Here is a 20,537-nt window from a genome sequence, read left to right as displayed (position 1 = left end):
GGTAAGTCACGGTATAGGTGAACGGCGATATCGTCGTTCACCGCCTGCCTTACACTCATGAGACCATGATTGTCAGCTTCCCTCGGCCGCAGAACCCGACTGTTGCAGGGCGCGAACCTGTTGAGCCAACTCACTAATACTTTCATCTTCCGCGCCGTGGTGTTCCAACGCCTGCTCAAGGGCAAACAAATATTGTGCATTGGTGCCCAGCGGCCCATGCGCCCGCGCAATCAACGGGGCGACGTGCTGACTATCGATGTCATGCTCACTGAGGGGGTGTTCCGGTTCGGAAACAAACACCAGCGCCGTCAGTGGCAGACCGTTCTGACGTTGCACCTCGCACCAAAGTGGGCGATAGCAACCCGTTAACATTTCGCGCTTCCACAACAACTCCAGGTCTTCATGCAATGAGTTTTCCGGCAGACGAAAAGCCAGCCCTGTCGTTTGCCCCCCAGGTCGTAACGCCAGCATCCGCCCCGGTTGATTAACCGTACCTCGGCCAATCGTGAGACGCAGGCTAAAGGCGCGCTGCCACCCCACCAGCGTTGCCAGACAGGTCTCTTCAGCCTCAAAAACCGGATTCCACATGAGTGACCCGTAACCAAAAACCCAAATAGGACAACGATTTGGCCGTAACGCTAACGTCTTTTCCAGTGAAGCGGCTCGTTGTTGTGGCGTAAGCAGTAAGGTTTCTTCAATACATCCAAAGGATGTTCTACAATCGGCTTTCTGTAAAAAATCACGTGTTAACACTACCTCATCCCCCTCAACCTTACTCTTTTCTGCTCAGCGCGTGTCTTGCGTCTCCCTCACTAACAACTGTGCTGCTGGCCCACTTTTACAGCACTATTATTCTTGAGGTTATTCATTTATGGCCTTGCGATCAAGTTTGATTTGCATCACAAAAAATGGAAAATTTAGTGATAGGAAGCCACCGCTATCCCCCCCCGCATAATCACAGCCAAGCCCCGAAGGATCATGATCGATTCCTGATAGTATCGGCCTGATTTGCAATCAACAATCACTATCCACGGAGAGACTGAATGGCAATGCCACGACAACCTGTTTTAGTCCAGGTTAAACAGATCCATGATATTTCGCCGCACTTACGCTGCATAACCTTTCATCATGATGCAGTAAGCCACTTTCCAGCCGAACGATATGGTGCACATATCAAGCTATTTCTACCGCAAGCTGGACAACAAAAACCGGTTTTACCGGCTATCGGTGAACGCGGGCCGCTTTGGCCAGAAGGCGCCGCACGCCCTATCGTTCGCACCTATAGTATCCGCGCACTACGCCCAGAAGAAGGCGAACTGGATATCGTCTTTGCTCTACATAACCACGCCGGACCTGCGGTGACCTTTGCGCGCCATGCCCGCCCCGGCGACTGGGTCGGTATTTCCCAACCCGGTGGCCCTAACCCGATGCTGCCGCCCGCGGCCGCTTATTATCTGGCCGCCGATCCGTCGTCGCTACCCGCGCTAATGGCGCTGTTAGAGAACCTCCCTGACGATGCACAAGGGCACGCGGTTATCCGCGTTGATGATGAAGCCGATAAGCTCAATATCGACAGGCCATCCGGGCTTCAGTTGCATTGGATCGTCGGCGGGACGGACGCTACCGATAAGCTGTTGCACTTTTTCCAGGCGCTTCCGTCGCTAGAACAGGCGTTTTACTGGCTGGCGGGTGAGGATCGTATTGTGGTTCAACTTCGTCGCCATGTACGCCGTGAACGTAACATAGAGCGAAATCAGATGTATGCAGTGCCTTATTGGCGAGAAGGGTTAAATGAAGAGGATTATCATCATAAACGCCACGATATTATGGATAACCCTGACTGATAATATAAAAAAATGCATTTTAAATTAAATTGATAGGAAGATAATGTGCATATATTCCCTTCCTATCATATAAAATCAGCCCAAATGCGTAAAAATCCGTAAAACTCTCAACATCACCCCAACAATCTGTTATCATATTGTTGGTTTTGTTACCTTATAACTACTTTTTAATCACCTTTTGCTATTTATTGTTTGCCATGAACCGTGACAAAAGGTTTATGACCTGGATAAATGGTTTTATGCCCTGAATATTCGAGTTGGCGCGATGTCAGCCCGAAGTATGCCGGGATATTTTGCCGTATCATCCCTCTGGATAAGGAGCGCTCCTGCAATGAAGTCCCATACTGAGGTGGCTAAAACGCGCCACCATGAATATTCACTCATTTTTCCTGTCATTGCCCTGACGGTGCTCTCCCTGTGGGGCAGTTCACACGATTTTATCGCTATTCTCGGTATTAATGCGCTTGCGTTGGCAGGGATACTTTTCAGCGCATTCAGCGTGGTGCGCCATGCTGACGTACTCGCTCACCGTCTGGGTGAGCCCTATGGTTCCTTGATTCTCAGTCTGTCCGTCGTCATTCTAGAGGTAAGTCTAATTTCCGCATTAATGGCCACCGGTGATGCTGGCCCGGATCTGATGCGCGATACGCTCTATTCTATTATTGTGATCGTGACGGGGGGGTTGGTCGGTTTTGCCCTCTTGCTCGGCGGTCATAAATTCGCCACACAGTATGTTAACCTCAGCGGCATCAAGCAGTACTTGATGGCGATCTTTCCGCTGGCGGTGATTGTCCTGGTTTTTCCCAGCGCCCTGCCTGAAGGTAATTTTAGCGTTGCGCAATCACTGATTGTCGCCGCGATTTCTGCGGCGATGTATGTTGTTTTCCTGCTGATTCAAACGCGCACGCATCAAAGCCTGTTTGTGTATGAACACGAAGACGAAGGCGATGATGTTCACCATGGAAAACCTTCCGCCCACAGTTCACTGTGGCATACCGGTTGGTTGTTGGTTCACCTGATTGCCGTTATCGCAGTCACCAAGATGAACTCCATGCCGCTGGAAACGCTATTGACCGCAATGAACGCGCCGACGCAATTTACCGGCTTCCTGGTCGCGTTATTAATCCTCTCGCCTGAGGGGCTGGGAGCAATCCGTGCCGTTTTGAAAAATCAGGTTCAGCGTGCCATGAATCTGTTTTTCGGCTCGGTATTGGCCACTATTTCACTGACGGTTCCCACTGTCACTATCATCGCTATGCTGACGGGCCGCACGCTGAATTTCGGCTTGGATATGCCGCACATTGTCGTGATGTTGTCTGTGCTCGTGCTGTGCCACATTACGTTTTCCACCGGGAGAACCAATGTGTTAAGCGGTAGCGCGCACCTGGCGCTCTTTGCCGCCTATTTAATCACCATCACGCTGTAACCCTCGCTTGCCGCCGCGGTTTTCTCCGCGGCAGCCTCGTAAAACGCCACTTCTCTTGATGTAACTCTGGATTTTCTGCTCGCGTCCGGCGTATCGTAATGCGATCGTCGACGGACCGGCTGGCCCGCCATATTGATTTACTTCCTTACTTTGGTTTCTGCTTAGATGAAAACGCACGGAATTAACGGCATCAGGCCGTTCAGCGCGCTGGTTGACGCGTGCTGGCGCGAGAAATATACGTTACATCGTTTTACCCAAGATATTATCGCAGGTGTGACCGTTGGCATTATCGCTATACCGCTGGCAATGGCGTTGGCGATTGCCAGCGGTGTTCCGCCGCAATACGGACTGTACACCTCGGCCATTGCCGGGATCGTCATCGCCATCAGCGGCGGTTCACGCTACAGCGTGTCGGGCCCAACCGCCGCCTTCGTCGTTATTTTGTATCCGGTATCGCAACAGTTTGGCTTATCTGGCCTGTTGGTTGCGACCTTACTTTCCGGTGTGTTTTTGTTACTGATGGGGCTGTGCCGTTTCGGCCGCCTGATTGAGTATATTCCGCTTTCCGTAACACTGGGATTCACATCAGGGATCGCCATTACCATCGCGACGATGCAAATCAAAGATTTTTTCGGCTTGCAGATGGCGGTGGTGCCCGAACATTACGCAGAAAAAGTGGTGGCGTTGGCGCAATCGCTGCCGACCATGCATCTTGCCGATACGCTAATTGGCGCCACGACGCTACTGGTTCTGATTATCTGGCCCAAATTCGGCATTCGTCTGCCGGGTCATTTGCCCGCGCTGCTGGCCGGCGTCGCAGTAATGGGGATCATGTCATTATTGGGTGAAGATGTTGCCACGATTGGTTCTCGATTCAGTTATATGTTGGCGGATGGTTCGCACGGGCAAGGCATCCCACCTATCCTCCCGCAGCTTGTTCTGCCGTGGGATATTCCGTCACCGGATGGGAAGACCATGACGCTGAATTGGCAAAGCATTTCCGCCCTGCTGCCAGCGGCATTTTCCATGGCGATGCTTGGCGCGATAGAATCTCTGTTGTGCGCGGTCGTATTGGACGGCATGACAGGCAAAAAACATAACTCCAACGCGGAGCTTATGGGCCAGGGGTTCGGGAATATCCTTGCGCCATTTTTTGGCGGTATTACCGCAACTGCCGCCATTGCCCGTTCCGCCGCCAATGTGCGGGCGGGCGCCACGTCGCCGATCTCCGCCGTGGTTCATGCGCTACTGGTGATACTGGCGTTGCTGATATTGGCGCCGTTACTGTCATATTTGCCGCTGGCGGCCATGGCCTCGCTGCTGTTGATCGTCGCCTGGAATATGAGCGAAGCGCATAAGGTAATAGATCTGCTACGTCACGGCCCGAAAGACGATATTATCGTGATGCTGCTCTGTATGTCGCTAACCGTGCTGTTCGATATGGTGATCGCGATTACCGTCGGTATTGTGTTGGCCTCTTTGCTCTTCATGCGGCGTATCGCGCAGATGACTCGCCTGAGCGAATTGCCGGACACCCAAATACCGGATCATTTGGTGCTACGCGTTAACGGCCCGCTGTTTTTCGCCGCGGCGGAACGCATCTTCAGCGATCTCGCCGTGCGTAGTGAAGGGTATCAGACGATTATTTTACAGTGGGATGCGGTGCCCATGCTGGATGCCGGTGGGCTCAATGCATTTTTGCGCTTTAGTGAGACATTGCCTGACGGAAAACAGCTCATCATTACCGACATCCCCTTCCAGCCATTAAAAACATTGGCACGGGCAAAAGTTCACCCGATTGAAGGGCGGCTCAGCTTCCATAGCTCATTAGCGCAGGCGCTTGACGCAGCGACGGCACGCTCGGTTTAGCCGAATGCCATGCGGGTTCCGCCGTGGTTATACTACACGGCGGGTACATTGACGCGAACCGATAGCCTTTCGCCTTGTAACGTCAACCCCACTGCGACATCACATTCACTACTAATGGTATCCAATTGCTTATCCGTCAGCGAATAAGGCAGTTGGATATCAAACGCAGTTAACCCCTGCTGATGAGCGAGGGTAATCAACCTGATGATATTGGTTTCATCACTCACTTGTGTCGAAAGGACTTGCAGCGCGAGCATCTTAAATCGCTCTTTCGGCGCCCGCTGACGGGATGGCGCCATCTTGATCACCATGCCAAAAATTGGCATCACGCCATACATTGCATCGACAAAACGCCAGCGTTTCTCGCACAGCGCGGCAAGATAATCCGTATAATCCAGACAAAGCCGCTCTTCGACGTGCGTAGACCCGGGGGAATTTCCCATACTCCCTTTTCTCCTCGTCGTCAGGAGATCGGCTGTGCTCGCCCCTGACGAATACAAAACCCTAACCTATATGATGGTTAATTCAGGTATATTGTCACGGTTCGCCCCCCTTTGACTAGCGGGTTGAGAAGACCTCATGGTGATAACGTTTTCTTCTGCTGGCGAGACAGTCGTTAGCGGCGGCACACCGCGTTTAAGTCGGCTTTATGCAAAGGTTCACGCTACCGGCAAGTAAGATGGGATGACGTTGAGATATGTATAAAATTGCTTTCATAGAAGACGATACCGAGGTTGGCAAATTAATTTCAGCTTACCTCGGTAAGCATGATATCGACGTGCTGGTTGAGGCACGAGGCGATCGGGCATTGGCGTTTATAGCACAGCATCAACCCGACTTAGTGCTGTTGGATATTATGCTGCCGGGTAAAGACGGCATGACGATTTGTCAGGAATTACGGCCTCAGTATCGCGGCCCGATCGTATTGCTAACCTCGCTGGATAGCGATATGAATCATATTCTGGCGCTGGAAATGGGTGCAGACGATTATATTTTGAAAACGACGCCGCCAGCGGTGTTGCTGGCGCGACTGCGTTTGCATTTACGTCAATACGCCACCGTGCCGCAGGCCGTGGCGGAAAATAGCGCGGGCATGACGTTGCAGGTGCATAAGCCCCTGCACTTCGGCCTACTCTGCATCGACCCGGTCAATCGTGAAGTGACATTGGGGCACGAACAGATCGTCTTGTCTACGGCCGATTTTGATTTGCTCTGGCAATTGGCAACGCATGCGGGCCAGATTATGGATCGCGATGCGCTGCTCAGGAACTTACGCGGCGTCACCTATAACGGCACAGATCGCAGCATTGATGTCGCGATTTCCCGATTGCGTAAAAAGCTGTATGACGACCCGTTGGAGCCGTTTCGCATCAAAACGGTGCGTAATAAAGGGTATCTATTTGCCCCCAACACCTGGGAGAACGTCACGCGATGAGAAAGTTGTTCGTCCAGTTTTTTCTATTGTTGTTTACCTGCTTTGTCGTTATGACGCTGCTCGTCGGGCTGGTTTATAAGGTGACCGCCGAGCGCGCCGGTCGTCAATCGATGGACGACCTCATGAAAAGTTCGCTGTATCTCATTCGTAATGAGTTACGCGCAATCCCTCCGCGCGAGTGGCATAAAACGATTAACCGGCTTGATCTAAACCTGTCGTTCAAATTACGCATTGAACCGATGAGCAAATATGCGTTAACCCCCGGCAATCGGCAACGGCTGACACACGGAGAGATTATCGCGCTGGATGATGAATACACCTTTATCCAGCGCATTCCCCGTAGCCACTATGTCCTCGCTGTCGGCCCCATTCCCTACTTGTTTTTCCTGCACGAAATACGGTTGCTGGATTTACTCTTGGTCATGTTGATTGGGCTGTCGCTGGCGCTGCCGGTTTTCCTATGGATGCGGCCACATTGGCAAGCCATGTTAAAACTGGAGAATGCGGCCCAGCGTCTGGGAGATGGTCACCTGGAGGAGCGTATTCACTTTGATAGCACCTCTAGCCTGCAACGGCTCGGCATTGCTTTCAATCGAATGGCCGACAACCTTAACCAGTTGATCGATAGCAAAAAAAGGTTGATTGATAATATCGCACATGAGCTTCGTACGCCGTTGGTCAGGCTGCGCTATCGCCTGGCCATGAGCGACAATCTGACGGAAAATGAACAACTGGCGTTAAATCGGGATATTGGTCAACTGGAAGCGCTGATTGACGAGTTACTGACCTATGCCAGGCTAGACCGCCCACAGGTGGCGTTACATCTCACCGATGTTGATATTTTCGCCTGGCTACAGGCAAAAGTGGATGATTTCAGGCTGACTTACCCGGATAAACACCTCGCGCTGGAGATGCCGCCTGCGACACAGGTTGGCGCACTCGATTTGCGGCTGATGGATCGCGTACTTAATAATCTGATCGGCAATGGGTTACGTTTCTGTCGCAGCCGAGTGCACATTAGCCTGACATCCGATGCCGCGCGCACCGCGTGTTTGCAAGTCGAAGATGATGGTCCCGGTATCGCGCCCGAAAACCGGGAAAATATCTTTGAACCGTTCACGCGTCTGGAAGCCGGGATCGAAAACAGCGGCGGCGGATGCGGACTTGGTTTGGCGATTGTTCACGCCATCGCGCGGGCTTATAACGGCACGATTACCGTGGATGAAAGCCCGCTCGGCGGCGCACGTTTCCGGTTTTGCTGGCCGATAAAGGCCGCAGTAACACCGGCAGCCCCCCGCGAGTGAACATACGGCGGTGATCCCGCTATTGCCCTTTTTTCAGATGTACATTCGGTTACACGCCGAAACCAATCACCCACTGAAGCCTCGCGTGATTTCTCTTATTCTCTCTTTACCGGCCCTAGTCAGGGCAACGGAATGAGATAATGAGGAAATGATGATGAATAAAGTACTTGTGATGATCGCTGGCGCGGCACTGGGTTTGTCTTCCGCTGCGTTTGCTGCCGACAGTGCAACCAACGCGCCTGCGCAACCGTCCGCAACGATGACATCCCCTGCGCCAAGCAAAGCCGTACACCATAAAAGAGCGATGAATAAGAACGCAGAACACCAACATTCGGCAGCTAAAAAGCACGCGAAGAAAGCGAAACCAGCGACCCAGTCGCCAGCCGCGTAATCAGGCATCTGGCGCCTTCCTCACCCGGAAGGCGCTACTTCCGACTTGTCGATATTCACGCCAATAACGTGTTTTTTAAAAAACTATTTATCAGCGTGTTAATCCACTTAGGAACGGGACAGAAATGCGTCAGTACTCATTTGAAATTATATTATCCCTCGTTCTGCTCTGCGGCCTCATTACCCTGGTTTTTTTTCTCTAGTATCCTACTTGCGCTATTCCGCGGTCATCGCGTAAGCCTTACGCTTCTATTTGCTCCATTGCCTGCAATACGCGTTTGTCCGAGATCGGAAACGGCGTTCCTAACTGTTGAGCAAAATAGCTAACGCGTAACTCCTCAAGCATCCAGCGAACCGCTTTCACATCGTCATCATCACGACGCTCAGCCGGTAGTGTGTTCCACCACTGTTGCCACGCTTGTTGAACCTGCTGCACTTTTAGCATCTGCGCCCGGTCGCGATGAGCATCCTGGGCCAATTTATCCAACCGCCGCTCTATTGCTTGTAGATAACGCAGCACATCCGGCAGACGTCGCCAACCGTTGTCGGTGACAAAACCGCGGAACACCAGGCCGTTCATCTGTTGCTTGATGTCGCTTAACGCCAGCGCCAGCGCGATATCGACACGCCCTTTCAGACGCTTATTGATAGAGAATACCGTTGTCAGAATCACTTCAACCTGTTTGGCGATATCTACCACGGTATCATTTAGCTCCGCACGCACTTTTTCATGCAACTGCTGAAAGGCTTGTTCTTGCCAGACCGGGCCACCGGATAATTCAACCAGTTTATCCACCGCACAGGCGATGCAATCGTCAATGAGATCGAGCACCTTGCCATACGGGTTGAAATAGAGGCCAAGTTTCGCCTTATTCGGCAATTTTTCATGCAGATATTTAATCGGCGACGGGATATTGAGCAGCAACAACCGGCGTAACCCTTGCTGCATCGCCTGTTGTTGCTGATGCGGAGTATCAAAGAGGCGAATCGCTACGCTGTCCTTCTCATCCACTAACGCCGGATAAGCCTTGACCGAATAGCCACCGCGTTTTTGTTCATAACAATCCGGCAGCGAGCCAAAACTCCAGACATGCAGACCGCGCTGCTCCAGCCCATCGTCTGCCACGGATGACAAGGTTTGCTGTACCTTTTCTTTGAGCTGCGCTTTCAGTGCATTCAGGTCTTTGCTTTCCCGCAATATGCGGTTTTTCTCGTCAACAACGCGAAAAGTGATTTTTAGATGATCGGGCACCTGATCCCACTGCCACGCATCACGCGGCACCGTAACGCCCGTCATCAGCCGCAATTCACGCTCCAGCGCATCCAATAACCCTTTTTCCAAAGGCGTAACTCGTGCCAGAAACGCCTCGGCATAGTTTGGCGCAGGGACAAAGTTACGGCGTAACGGTTTGGGTAAGGATTTAATCAGCGCGATGATCAGTTCGCGACGCACACCGGGAATCTGCCACTCGAAGCCCTCTTCGCGCACTTGATTGAGAATAGGCAGCGGAATATGTACCGTGACGCCATCCGCATCTGCACCCGGCTCAAACTGATAGGTTAAACGCAATTTCAGGCCACCCTGATGCCAGAAATTCGGATAATCCAGCGCGCTTACTTTCCCCGCGCCGTCTTTAATCAACATGCTTTTTTCAAAATTAAGCAGGTCGGGATTATCCCGGCTGGCATCTTTCCACCACCGATCAAAATGACGCGACGAGATAATATCGCGCGGCAAACGCCGATCGTAGAAAGCGAACAGCGTTTCGTCATCCACCAAAATGTCACGGCGGCGCGATTTGTGTTCTAAATCTTCCACTTCCGCCAGCAACTTAAGGTTAGCGCGAAAAAAGGCGTGACGCGTTTGCCAATCCCCTTCCACCAGCGCGTGGCGGATGAACATTTCGCGTGCGAGTGTCGGATCGATTGCGCTGTAATTCACCTTACGCGCAGCGACAATTGGCAGCCCGAAAAGCGTCACCTTCTCCTGCGCCATCACGGTGCCCTGCGCTTTCTCCCAATGCGGATCGCTATAGCTGCGTTTTATCAGATGCGGGGCCAGCGGTTCTATCCACTCCGGTTCAATACGCGCGGCAATGCGCCCCCATAAACGGCTGGTTTCCACCAGTTCGGCGACCATTGTCCACTTAGGCGGTTTTTTGAATAACCCTGAACCGGGAAAAATGGCGAACCGCGCGTTACGCGCACCGCTATATTCCTGCTTATCAATATCTTTCTGACCAATATGTGATAACAGGCCGGTGAGCAGCGCACAGTGGATGCTCAGATAGTCGGCGGGTTCGCTGTTAACCGGTAGCCGTAGCTCTTTCACCACCTGACGTAGTTGCGTGTAGATATCCTGCCATTCACGCACACGCAGATAGTTGAGAAAATCCACACGGCACTGTCGGCGGAACTGGCCGGCGGACAGCGTTTTTTGCTGTTCTCGCAGATAATCCCACAGTTTGACAAAGGCCAGAAAATCGGAGTCTTTATCGGCAAAGCGGCGATGCTTTTCATCCGCGGCCTGCTTCTTATCCAACGGCCTTTCACGTGGATCCTGGATCGACAGCGCCGCAGTGATGATCATCACTTCACGCACGCAGCCGGTTTTCCGTGCTTCCAATACCATTCGCGCCAGCCGCGGATCAATCGGTAACTGCGCCAGTTGTTGCCCCAGCGGCGTCAGGCGATAATGCCCATTCTCCGCCAGCGTAATTGCACCCAGTTCTTCCAGTAATTGAACGCCGTCCTGAATATTGCGCTTGTCCGGCGCATCAACAAAGGGGAACGCGGCGATATCGCCGAGCCCCAACGAGGTCATTTGCAAAATAACGGAAGCTAAATTGGTGCGGAGAATTTCAGGATCGGTAAATTCAGGCCGCGACAGAAAATCCTGCTCGGAATACAGGCGAATGCATACCCCGGCGGCAACGCGGCCACAGCGCCCTTTACGCTGATTCGCTGACGCCTGTGAGATAGGCTCAATCGGCAGGCGCTGAACCTTAGTTCGGAAACTGTAGCGGCTGATACGCGCGGTACCGGGGTCGATCACATAGCGGATCCCTGGAACGGTGAGTGACGTTTCCGCTACGTTGGTCGCCAGCACGATACGGCGGCCATGATGTGATTGAAAAACGCGATTTTGTTCCTGATTCGACAAACGGGCGTACAGCGGGAGTATTTCGGTATGCGGCAATTCGAGACGAGCCAGCGCCTCGGCCGTGTCGCGAATTTCGCGTTCTCCGCTCATGAACACCAGGATATCGCCCGGCCCTTCACGCGTCAGTTCATCCACGGCATCAAAAATCGCCTGTAATTGATCGCGCTCGCTGTCATCGGCATCTTCCACCACGGGGCGATACCGCACATCGACAGGATAAGTTCGCCCAGACACTTCAATGATCGGCGCATGGTTAAAATGGCGCGAGAAGCGCTGCGGGTCGATAGTCGCCGAGGTAATAATTACTTTCAAATCAGGACGTTTTGGCAACAATTGGCGCAAATAGCCCATGATAAAATCAATATTCAGGCTGCGTTCATGCGCTTCATCGATGATCAGCGTGTCGTACTGCAATAGCAGGCGATCCTGCTGAATTTCCGCCAGTAGAATCCCGTCGGTCATCAGCTTAATCAGGGTATTGTCACTGACCTGATCGTTAAAACGCACCTTATATCCCACACTGCTACCCAGCGGCGTGTCCAACTCGGTTGCAATACGGTCGGCTACGGTTCTTGCCGCCAGACGACGCGGTTGTGTGTGACCAATCAACCCTTGTACGCCACGCCCCAGTTCGAGACAAATTTTCGGCAACTGCGTAGTCTTGCCCGATCCCGTCTCGCCCGCAACGATAATCACCTGATGATGGCGCAACGCCTCAAGAATCTCGTCCTTTTTCTGGCTCACGGGAAGCTGTTCAGGGTAGAGAATCGCCGGACGACTTGCCCGCCGATTCTCTACTTTCTGCCGCGCCGTTGCGATTTCCCCCTCAATTTCCTGCGCGATGGCGGCCAAAGCCTGCGGATTGCTAACTTTGGCGGCCCCTTGCAAACGGCGGCGCAGACGTTGACTATCGCGAAGCATTAGCTCACTTAACTGCGTAGATAATGCACTGAGAGGTGATTTCACGTTGCTCTTCCTTAATTATTTCTTTAACGCATTTCGGGGCGATATTCATCACCCTATCTGGCGCGATAGCGCCTCATTAAACACCGACTAACGGGATTTTCAGTCTAAGGCCTGTTATAGGGCGTAAAGAGTATCACATCGCGATAAAGGGCTCTAACCACCTGGTGAAAACCGATTCAAGAATTATTTTGTTCAATAAAATAGAATGAAGGCTTCGAATATTTGCACTTTTCAGTATCCAACATGGCGCATAAGATGTGAGGCTCAAAAGGCATATGTCACGCCGACATTGAACATTAAAGGAATTGGCAATGAGCAAAGTATTGGTTTTAAAATCAAGTATTCTGGCTGGGTTCTCTCAGTCAAACCAACTGGCCGATCATTTCACGGCAGAGTGGCAGTCTGCACACCCGAATGATAGCGTTACCGTACGCGATCTGGCTGCTCAGCCGATCCCGGTTCTTGATGGCGAATTAGTGGGCGCATTGCGTCCCTCTGATGCCGCGCTAACCGCACGTCAGCAAGAAGCGTTGAAACTGTCCGATGAATTAATCGCTGAGTTACAGGCGCATGACATCATCGTCATTACGGCGCCAATGTATAATTTCAACATCCCCACTCAGTTAAAAAACTATTTTGATCTGGTGGCACGCGCTGGCGTGACGTTCCGCTACACAGAGCAAGGTCCCGAAGGTTTGGTGAAAGGCAAACGCGCTATCGTCTTAACCACCCGTGGCGGCATCCATAAAGACGCCCCAAGCGACCTGCTGACGCCTTACTTACGCCTCTTCCTCGGTTTCCTTGGACTGACCGACGTTGAATTTGTATTTGCGGAAGGTTATGGCTATGGCCCAGAGGCTGCTCAGAAAGCAACCGAAGCGGCGAAAGCACAGATATCTCAGCTAGCCACCGCATAACCTATCATTCCTGCGTTACTGACTTTGCCATTAATATTGATGTGTTAATTTAATGATTGCGTGCCTTTTGGCACGCGTTTTTTCCACCATCCGCCCGATATTTCATGCCATTACATGGCTACGTGACCATACTTATACGCCCGCGTGGACCGACCGGTCACCTAACAGGCAATCTGGCCGTTCGACAACATACTCTTTGGTCATATCCCCGATAAATCATCATCATTCACCCCTGCTATTAATTTCATTCCTTAAAATATGCTATCTACAGTGCAAATCTACAAACTCATAATATACTCAATAAGGATAGGCTGCGGAGCAGCAATGGGAGCTTACCGGTAACCCTAACTGGAGGCTATGCCAACGAAAGGAAATAACACAAAAAATTGCGCTATTTTGATTAGTCGAGTCGCTTGCTATTTTATCAATCGTTAACAGTTTTAAGAATAGCGCCGTTAATTGAAAATGACGCCTTGCTTTTCAATTAGCGAATGGATCTAAAGTATCACGTTTATACTTGCCTACACTTAAAGGATAAATAAATGCGTAAGAATTTTCCTGTCAGTGATATCCAGTATTTATTAGATGAAAAAGCGAAGCTAATGTCGGTGACGACTACTGATAGTCATATCACTTATGCAAATGACGATTTTATTGAAGCCAGCGGTTATAACTTTGAAGAGATACTCCATCAACCTCACAATATCGTGCGCCACCCGGACATGCCGTCGCCAGTGTTTGCCGACATGTGGGCAACGCTAAAGGCAGGGAAAATCTGGACTGGCATCGTCAAAAATCGGCGTAAGAATGGTGATTATTATTGGGTTAAAGCCAGTACGACGCCACTGATGAAGGATGGTAAAATAACAGGATATATGTCGGTGCGGACGCGCGTCTCACCGGAAGAAGCTCGCCAGGCTGAAACACTTTATCGTCAACTGAATGAGAACACATTAAAAAACCGACGACTCTTTCAAGGATTGCTGATTTATAAAGGGCAATTAAAATGGCTTAACCTATTTAACGTTATACCCGTGCGTTGGCGAATAAGAAGCTATCTATTTCTTTTTATGCTCTGTGCGTTATTATTTTTACTTACTACTATGCCGTTCACCATGCCTCTTCTCATTTTCATTTTAGCGCTATTCGCCGGTGCGATAATCACCAGTGAATTATTGGTTCAGCACCTGGCCAAGCCTTTGGAAAAAATTCTGCAACAGGCCATTAATTCCGCCTCCGGTCAAGCGGACAACACCTTTCAACTTAACCGCGTGGATGAAATAGGAATGTTATTACGTGCGGTTAATCAATCTGGCATGAATTTTCGAACCTTTGTCGATGATGTCAACGGTAAATTGGCTGAACTGCGTCACGCCTGTAGCGATATTGCCGCAGGGAACCACACATTAAGTCAGCGCTGTGAAGACACCGCGCAAAGTTTGCAATCTACGGCATCCTCGATGGAAGAGCTTATGGCCACGATTCAAAGCAATGCTTCGGCATCACAACTGGCAACGCGCTGCGCAAATGATGCTAATCAGGCCGTTGATGCCGGGGAGAAAGCGGTTAATCAGGTCACCGATACCATGGCGGTGATGACACGCTCCAGTAAAGAAATTACCGATATCATTAGCGTGTTGGATAATTTGGCCTTCCAGACCAACATTCTGGCGCTCAATGCGGCAGTAGAAGCGGCTCATGCCGGCGAACAGGGGAAAAGTTTCTCCGTCGTGGCGGCAGAAGTTCGCTCTCTGGCGCAGCGTAGCGCCGCTGCCGCCAAAGATATTGCAGAAATTATCGACACCACGATCGCAAATATTCACGCCAGCGATAAGCTAGCCAATCATACCAGTCAGTCAATGAACAATATATTGACCCAGGTGCAACAGGTTACGCAGTTGGTGAACCAAATCAGCCTGGCGACGCAAGAGCAATCACAAGGAGTGAGCCAGATAAACTCAGCGGTGAATAATATTGATGAACTAACGCGTCAGAATACCATTTTAGCGGCACACTCCAGTTCTGCCGTGAATAGTCTGGAACAGCAGATCGCGACAATGTCTGACGCGGTGTCGGTTTTCAGTACCTCGCGCTAATCCTGAACCGCTTCCTACTCAATACCAAACCGTTATTGTCAGTCAGGTAACGGTTTGTCGCCGCCCTATTTTCTGATAGCTTAATCTGAGGATTTTTCGGAGAAACTATCAATGAAAGTGGCAATTTACAGCACGAAGCAATATGACCGTAAATACCTGGAACAGGTCAATCAGCAGTTTGGCTTTAATCTGGAGTTTTTTGATTTCATGCTGACATCGCGCACGGCCAAAACAGCCGAGGGCTGTCAGGCTGTTTGTATCTTTGTGAACGATGACGGTAGCCGCGAAGTATTAACGGAACTGGCGGAGATGGGCATTACCATGCTGGCACTGCGTTGCGCGGGCTTCAACAACGTCGATTTAGTCGCCGCCAAGGAGTTAGGTATCAGCGTAGTACGCGTTCCCGCCTATTCTCCCGAAGCCGTCGCCGAGCACACCGTCGGCCTAATGCTGACATTGAATCGTCGCATTCATCGCGCCTATCAACGCACGCGTGACGCAAATTTTTCATTGGAAGGGCTGATTGGTTTCAATATGCACGGACGGACGGCGGGTATTATCGGTACGGGTAAAATCGGCGTTGCCACAATGCGCATCCTAAAGGGCTTTGGTATGCGTTTATTGGCTTTCGACCCTTATCCCAACCCACAGGCCTTGGAATTAGGGGCAGAGTATGTGGATTTAACCACGCTGTACGCCAATGCCGACGTTATATCCCTGCATTGCCCACTAACGCCGGAAAACCATCACTTGCTGAATCAGGCAGCCTTTGCGCAAATGAAAAATGGCGTCATGATCGTGAATACCAGCCGTGGCGGACTGATCGACTCACAGGCGGCAATCGACGCGTTGAAACAACAGAAGATCGGCGCGCTGGGCATGGACGTTTATGAAAACGAGCGCGACCTTTTCTTCGCCGACAAATCCAACGATGTCATACAGGATGATGTCTTCCGCCGTTTATCCGCATGCCACAACGTGCTGTTTACCGGGCACCAGGCGTTCCTGACCGAAGAAGCCTTGATCAGCATTTCGCAAACCACGCTACAGAACCTGAAAGAACTCAGCCAGAATATGCCCTGCGCAAATCAGGTTACTGTTTAAGTCATCCCCGCGGCAGTATCCACTGCCGCCATATTCATCCTGCCGGGCAAGTCCCATCCATTAGCGCTTGCGTGCTACAGCGCTTGCCGTTTGCTAACTGGCAGGCGCTCTCGCTCGCGCCATCAAGCTGCCGGTAAAGAGCCACAGTCCCACCGATCAGCATACAGTTGACATCAACTGGCGAACTACTTTTCAATAACACCACCGCCTGATCATCCTGTTGTGCCGCGTCTTGCGATACCACGGCGGCGTTTTCGCTATGATGCGTGCATCCTGCCAGCAGCAGTGCGGCGACGGTAACTAAGCCTGATAATAATTTCATGTTTCCCTCGGTTCGGGTGAATAGAGGATCTGACGCGGCGTAGGGTAACAACGCCCGACGTTGTGATTTTTTCAGATAAAGACTATATCCATCACGTCGCTCGTCGGCAACTGCCGCCATCATGCAGATTGCCCAGCATGAGAATTATGTTGAATCAACGCAACTGCGGCCCATACCTGCGACCGTTTTCCCGACGCCATTACCTCAGTTCGGTAGAACGGTCAGGACGCCGCGTGAGTCGGCGACGCTTTCCGTTCCATGGAATCGATCATCGATTGCTTCGCCGTATCCAAATGTCGGCGCAGTTCACGCATCGCGAGTAAGTCGTTGCGGCACAGCATTGCGCTTAGCAATGCCAGATGCTCTTCTACCGCCAGCGTATTACGCTGTTTAAGCGCGCGCTCATCCCATTGATAATGGAAATGGAACACCACCGAGATAATCTCGCTCATCTGGTCGAAAAACGGATTATCGGCCGCAGAAATAATTAGTTGGTGTAAGCGCTGATCAAGCGGCGAAAAAAGGCGGTAGTACTCCTGAATATGATTGCGCAATTCACGGTGCCGCTCCAATAACTCTTTCACGGTGATCCAGCGCGGGTCATGGTCAGGTAAATTCATAAAAGCATTTAGCGCGTGTGTTTCCAGCATTTCGCGGAGCTCAAACAGCTTTTCGGCATAGGCCTGATCGAACTGCTTCATACGCCAGTAACCCCGACGCAGACTTTCAATCAGATCGTAACGTGAGAAACGCAGCAGAAACTCGCGCACAACCACTGGCCTTACCCTACACTGACGCGCGAGTTGCAGTTCAGTAAAGGCATCGCCCGGCACGATCTGGCGTTGGTTAATCATATGATAAAAACGCGCTTCAAACAGTGCCGTCTGTCCTTCCAGCGTTTCGGCAATCACATCAAACCCATCACATCCTTCCGGCTTGCGTGCAATATGGTATTTACTGCCTACTCTTACCACGATGCCGCGTTCAGCCAGATAGTTCAACGTGTGCATCACGGTGGTACGGCTAATGTTAAACACTTCAGCCAATACCGCCTGCGAGGGCAATGGCGAAACCAGCGCCCCCTGATTCATCGCATCAATAAACTGGTTGATCACATGTTGACGCAAGGTTGGTGGGCGACTCATACAAATCCTTCTACAGTTTTTTATTCATTAAAAACCGATTAAGAACCAAAGTCAGTGTGATTTATCACATTACTGAAAACATTCCGCAACATCGTTGCATGTTTTAGTAAAAAATAAACTCACCAAACAAAATAAATATAGAGAATAAATAATGAAAACCCTTATTTGTCGAGAACCAACATGCTTTGAATATAAAGAACGCCCAGTGCCGACACCAGCGGAAAATGAAGTCTTATTAAAAGTCAAAACGATCGGTATCTGTGGTACCGATATTCATGCATGGGCTGGTAAACAACCTTTTTTTAATTATCCCCGCGTGCTAGGCCATGAAATCTGTGGCGTCATTGTGGCTATCGGTAATAAAGTTACTCATTTTAGTGTTGGCCAACAGGCTGCCGTTATTCCTTATCTTTCTTGCAATCGATGTAGCGCCTGTTTTGATCATCGACCAAACTGCTGTGAAAATATCTCAGTCATTGGTGTACACCAAGATGGCGGCATGGTGGAATACATCACTGTACCAGAAAGCAATGTTCTATTGGCCGAAGGGATTACACCGGCTGCCGCCGCGCTAATTGAGCCTTTCGCCATAAGCGCACACGCTATCCGTCGCGCTGAATGTCAGCCGGAAGATAACGTATTAGTGGTCGGCGGCGGCCCGATAGGGCTGGGCATCGCCGCCATTGGAATAGCCGACGGCGTGAATCTCGTTCTAGCCGATACGCAAGCAGAGCGCCGATTACACGCCCATCAACGACTAAGCATTGCAGTACTAGATCCCACCGATCCGCAGTTTGAACGACAGTTACGTGCCAGCTTTCAGGGTGAGTTGCCCAATAAAGTGATTGATGCCACTGGCAATGAATTCGCCATGAACAACAGTGTCAATCTTATTCGTCATGGCGGGCACATTATTTTCGTCGGCTTATTTAAAGGAAATCTTTCATTTTCCGATCCTGACTTTCATAAAAAGGAAACAACGATGAAAGGCAGTCGGAATGCCACCCATGAGGATTTTGCCAAAGTAGCAAGATTGATGCGTGAAGGGAAAATAGACGCGAAAATGATGCTAAGTCATCGATTTAACTTTTCATCATTGGCGGAAATTTATGAAACACAAATAGTAAATAATAAAAATCTGTTAAAAGCAGTTGTGGAATTCTAGTTTCACTCAGCAAAAATAACGTATGAATGCCCTACCCTACAAATATAATGAGGTTGTTATGAAAATAAAATTCCTGCCTTTATGTTTCGCCGTGAGTTTTGCCATAACCGGGATCGCTGGCGCACAAGCACAAACCAAAGAATTGCGTTTTTCCTGGTGGGGCGGTAACCAACGTCATCAGGCAACGATGGCCGCGATTGCTGCATTTGAAAAAGCGCATCCGGATATTAAGATAAAGTCAGAGCCTGCTGGTTGGGATGGCTATCTCTCGAAATTAACAACGCAATTGGCAGGCAACACTGAACCAGACGTGATGCAAACCAACTGGAACTGGCTCGTATTATTTTCTAAAAATGGCAACGGCTTCTACAATCTTTATCATGCCAAAGAGATAGATTTAACACAATTTTCCCCGCAGGCGCTTAAAATGACCAGCGTCGACAATAAGCTTAACGCCATCCCTGTCGCCATGACCGGGCGCTCCATGTATTACAACCCAGTGCTGTGGCAAAAAGCAGGTCTAAATTATCCCACTACCTGGGATGACATGTTGGCCGCCGGACCGGTTTTTAAACAGCAATTGGGGGATGATTACTACCCATTCGTCCTTGCCCACCATGACACCACCATCATGACGTTTCTGAATTCATACATGGTTCAGAAATACAACAAAACCATGATCGATGATAAAACTCAATCTTTTACGTTTACACCGCAAGAGTGGCTGGACTACTTTGGGATGTATAAAAAATTGGTAGATGGGCACGTTATCCCAAACATGAGGTTCTTCGCATCCTATGGAAAAGCCAACGCCTGGGAAATCCCCAACTGGCTGGAAGGCAAAATTGGTGGAGTGCATACCTGGAGCACCGATAATACCTTCTCTGGTAGCCTAAAAGCACCTGCCACATTAGAAGTTGGCCCCTATCCAACGCTGCCGGGCGCTAAAGACAGCGGCATATTCTATAAACCGGCCATGGCATTTTCCATCGGCAAAAATACCCGTTATCCGCAAGAATCCGCCCAGTTGATCAACTTCCTGCTCAATGAGCGCGAAGGGATTAATGCCATGGGGCTGCAACGCGGTGTGCCGCTGAGTCAGGCCGCTCGCCAACAACTCACAATGGTGGGCACGCTTAACACGACACAATTGTCAGCGCAGGGGCTAAAACAGGTGGAATCGTTGCGCGGCACGATAATGCCCTCCCCTTATATGGAGAACCCGCAATTGCTAGCCGCTTTCCTTGAGCACTTACAAAAATACGATTACGGCCAGATGACGTTGGAAGAGATAGCACAATCATTCCCAAAAGCGGGACAACGTATCTTGAAAAAAATTATGTAATACCGTTAGTTATGCCATGCGCTCATCTAGCGTTAGGGCATTCAGT

Annotated in this window: 16 protein-coding genes; 11 read left to right on the top strand and 5 right to left on the bottom strand. The window is 50.6% G+C overall.

All coding sequences use genetic code 11. The features are described 5' to 3' along the window. Positions 1-72: 72 nt before the first annotated feature. Complete coding sequence (locus RFN81_RS08855) at positions 73-753, bottom strand: gamma-glutamylcyclotransferase (RefSeq protein ID WP_264498725.1); 681 nt, start codon at positions 751-753, stop codon at positions 73-75. A 290-nt stretch (positions 754-1,043) separates the two neighbouring features. Here RFN81_RS08855 and RFN81_RS08850 point away from each other — a divergent pair, with 290 nt between their 5' ends. The 3 genes from RFN81_RS08850 to dauA all read left to right on the top strand — a co-directional run bounded on the left by RFN81_RS08850 (position 1,044) and on the right by dauA (position 5,139). Beyond that, the gene (locus RFN81_RS08850; RefSeq protein WP_264498724.1) at positions 1,044-1,844 is read left to right on the top strand and encodes a siderophore-interacting protein; all 801 of its coding nucleotides are present in this window, start codon (positions 1,044-1,046) and stop codon (positions 1,842-1,844) included. A gap of 331 nt (positions 1,845-2,175) precedes the next feature. Next, a complete protein-coding gene (gene chaA, locus RFN81_RS08845) occupies positions 2,176-3,270 on the top strand; it encodes a sodium-potassium/proton antiporter ChaA (RefSeq protein WP_264498723.1) in 1,095 nt (364 codons plus the stop codon). A gap of 165 nt (positions 3,271-3,435) precedes the next feature. Next, on the top strand, positions 3,436-5,139 hold the full coding sequence (gene dauA, locus RFN81_RS08840) for a C4-dicarboxylic acid transporter DauA (RefSeq protein WP_264498722.1): 1,704 nt from the start codon (positions 3,436-3,438) through the stop codon (positions 5,137-5,139). 32 nt (positions 5,140-5,171) lie between these two features. Here the strand turns inward: dauA and RFN81_RS08835 are convergent, their stop codons facing one another. Further along, entirely contained in the window at positions 5,172-5,582 is a 411-nt protein-coding gene (locus tag RFN81_RS08835; RefSeq protein WP_264498721.1) for a hypothetical protein, read from the bottom strand. Positions 5,583-5,836: 254 nt separating this feature from the next. On the opposite strand from RFN81_RS08835, the gene rstA reads away from it, so the two are divergent. The 3 genes from rstA (at position 5,837) to asr (ending at position 8,269) form a co-directional block, all read left to right on the top strand. Further along, entirely contained in the window at positions 5,837-6,574 is a 738-nt protein-coding gene (gene rstA / locus RFN81_RS08830) for a two-component system response regulator RstA (RefSeq protein WP_264498720.1), read from the top strand. Next, positions 6,571-7,878, top strand: coding sequence for a two-component system sensor histidine kinase RstB (gene rstB, locus RFN81_RS08825; protein WP_264498719.1), 1,308 nt, complete (start codon positions 6,571-6,573; stop codon positions 7,876-7,878). Before rstA ends, rstB begins: the two co-directional genes overlap by 4 nt. Before the next feature lie 154 nt (positions 7,879-8,032). Further along, positions 8,033-8,269 carry an acid resistance repetitive basic protein Asr gene (gene asr, locus RFN81_RS08820; protein ID WP_264498718.1) on the top strand — a complete coding sequence of 79 codons (237 nt, stop codon included), beginning with the start codon at positions 8,033-8,035 and terminating at the stop codon, positions 8,267-8,269. A 240-nt stretch (positions 8,270-8,509) separates the two neighbouring features. Here asr and hrpA read toward each other — a convergent pair whose 3' ends face one another. Continuing rightward, positions 8,510-12,397 (bottom strand): ATP-dependent RNA helicase HrpA, encoded by a 3,888-nt coding sequence (gene hrpA, locus RFN81_RS08815; protein WP_264498717.1) that lies wholly within the window; start codon positions 12,395-12,397, stop codon positions 8,510-8,512. A gap of 311 nt (positions 12,398-12,708) precedes the next feature. Between hrpA and RFN81_RS08810 the strand changes: the two genes are divergently transcribed. From RFN81_RS08810 to RFN81_RS08800, 3 genes are all read left to right on the top strand, one after another. Further along, positions 12,709-13,314 (top strand): FMN-dependent NADH-azoreductase, encoded by a 606-nt coding sequence (locus tag RFN81_RS08810; protein WP_264498716.1) that lies wholly within the window; start codon positions 12,709-12,711, stop codon positions 13,312-13,314. A 542-nt stretch (positions 13,315-13,856) separates the two neighbouring features. After that, complete coding sequence (locus RFN81_RS08805; RefSeq protein WP_264498715.1) at positions 13,857-15,410, top strand: methyl-accepting chemotaxis protein; 1,554 nt, start codon at positions 13,857-13,859, stop codon at positions 15,408-15,410. Positions 15,411-15,521: 111 nt separating this feature from the next. After that, entirely contained in the window at positions 15,522-16,514 is a 993-nt protein-coding gene (locus RFN81_RS08800) for a 2-hydroxyacid dehydrogenase (RefSeq protein WP_264498714.1), read from the top strand. A 34-nt stretch (positions 16,515-16,548) separates the two neighbouring features. On the opposite strand, the gene RFN81_RS08795 is transcribed toward RFN81_RS08800, so the two are convergent. Beyond that, the gene (locus RFN81_RS08795; RefSeq protein WP_264498713.1) at positions 16,549-16,836 is read right to left on the bottom strand and encodes a DUF333 domain-containing protein; all 288 of its coding nucleotides are present in this window, start codon (positions 16,834-16,836) and stop codon (positions 16,549-16,551) included. A 221-nt stretch (positions 16,837-17,057) separates the two neighbouring features. After that, positions 17,058-17,981 (bottom strand): GntR family transcriptional regulator, encoded by a 924-nt coding sequence (locus tag RFN81_RS08790; RefSeq protein WP_264498712.1) that lies wholly within the window; start codon positions 17,979-17,981, stop codon positions 17,058-17,060. A 151-nt stretch (positions 17,982-18,132) separates the two neighbouring features. Here RFN81_RS08790 and RFN81_RS08785 point away from each other — a divergent pair, with 151 nt between their 5' ends. Continuing rightward, positions 18,133-19,146 carry a zinc-binding alcohol dehydrogenase family protein gene (locus RFN81_RS08785; protein ID WP_264498711.1) on the top strand — a complete coding sequence of 338 codons (1,014 nt, stop codon included), beginning with the start codon at positions 18,133-18,135 and terminating at the stop codon, positions 19,144-19,146. A 58-nt stretch (positions 19,147-19,204) separates the two neighbouring features. After that, positions 19,205-20,491, top strand: coding sequence for an ABC transporter substrate-binding protein (locus tag RFN81_RS08780; RefSeq protein ID WP_264498710.1), 1,287 nt, complete (start codon positions 19,205-19,207; stop codon positions 20,489-20,491). Positions 20,492-20,537 lie beyond the last annotated feature (46 nt).

The sequence above is a fragment of the Pectobacterium cacticida genome (genome assembly GCF_036885195.1).
GTDB classification, from domain to species: domain Bacteria; phylum Pseudomonadota; class Gammaproteobacteria; order Enterobacterales; family Enterobacteriaceae; genus Pectobacterium; species Pectobacterium cacticida.
Note: the sequence above shows the minus strand (reverse complement) of the source record. Positions and strands in the feature narration are given on the sequence as shown.